Annotated in this window: 1 protein-coding gene; it reads right to left on the bottom strand. The window is 35.8% G+C overall.

What is annotated here, in order from left to right:
• Positions 1-146 precede the first annotated feature (146 nt).
• Positions 147-1,303: hypothetical protein (locus ACYVRA_RS06540; RefSeq protein WP_461251943.1), on the bottom strand; the 1,157-nt coding region annotated here is incomplete at its 5' end.

The raw sequence follows: 1,303 nt of genomic DNA, 5'->3' as shown, positions 1-1,303 counted from the left end.
GAGCCGCTTGCCTGCGGGGCTGCCATAAGTAATGGAAGAATAAATTTATTCATGGGTAACATCCTTAAAAATAGTATTGTTTTCTACAATATCATAAAAAAGACAGGTTATTCAAGTACCTAGAATGACAAAAAAACCATGTTTTCCTAAACTTTTATGATTATGGAGATTCTTGGCCTTAATAAAAAGGAGGCGTCATAAAAATAATAGGATAATTCCACGCCGGTTTCAAGATAATAACTCTCTGTAATAAGGAATAAACCTGATAATCCCAGATTCGCATAGGCGATTACTTCATTTTTGACGTATTCAACTCTGTTATAATATTGATAAACGTCATCATAGTAATAACCGTCATTATCGTAAATGTAGCCTGAACCGTTAAAAGCGGTGAAACCAAAGCCAAGAGATAATGTAACGGCGTTTCGCAGATGATTATACCTCTTCTGCAGAGAAACACTAAGGCAAAAATCAATTAACGCGACATCGCAACTGCGATAATTGCTGTCTGTTAAATTGAACGATTGGGTTGAAAATGTATCATTCAAATTATAAAATGACAGTACAAATTCCAATCCCACCTTAAAAGAAGCGCGTTGTGAAGAAAGAGATTCCAGCCTGAAAGTTACCCCCGGAAAATACAGATATGTTCCAAATATCTCTTCTAATCCTCCGCTTAACGGAAGTAACGGGGCATAACCCAATTTAAAAAAGGATTCTATTTGCCTGTGATAACCTATAAAAAAACCGCCCAAAATAACTTCTAATCCGCCGGGATTTTGTATGTAAATTTCATAAGTTCCGGGAATCAACATATCATCATTAAAGATAAGTTTTACGCTTGAATTGTTGGTTACAACCTTATCAATAGGAAATAACTCATTTTCTTCATTTCTCAGATAAATAACAGAATCATCAAAAATATTATTCCCCGATATTAACAATACCCTGTTCTTATTTTGATCCATGTAAAAATATTCAGGGACGATTTTAACAATTTCCGGCTTAAAAGCGGCAGTAATGGAAAATTCTTCCCAATCCGAACTTTCACATCTGCGTTCAAGTAAATCGTAAGGAGTTACACTGTACCGATACCTTCCCGGATTCAGGGAAATTTCAATAAAATTATTCTTGGTAATTTCAACATGATATTCCCTGAATTGTCCGGAAAAAACTTGAATTGTTACTTCATAGTATAAAACATATTCCTCATTATCCCAGACAAGGCGTTGTTTAAAAACCGGCTCACCCGCGCTTGTATCAACATAATATCCCGGCTGTGACTCAGGCGAAGGCTCTTGCG

The sequence above is a fragment of the Treponema sp. R8-4-B8 genome (assembly GCF_054786175.1).
The sequence above is the reverse complement of the archived record's forward strand: the minus strand, read 5'-3'. Positions and strand labels throughout refer to the sequence as shown.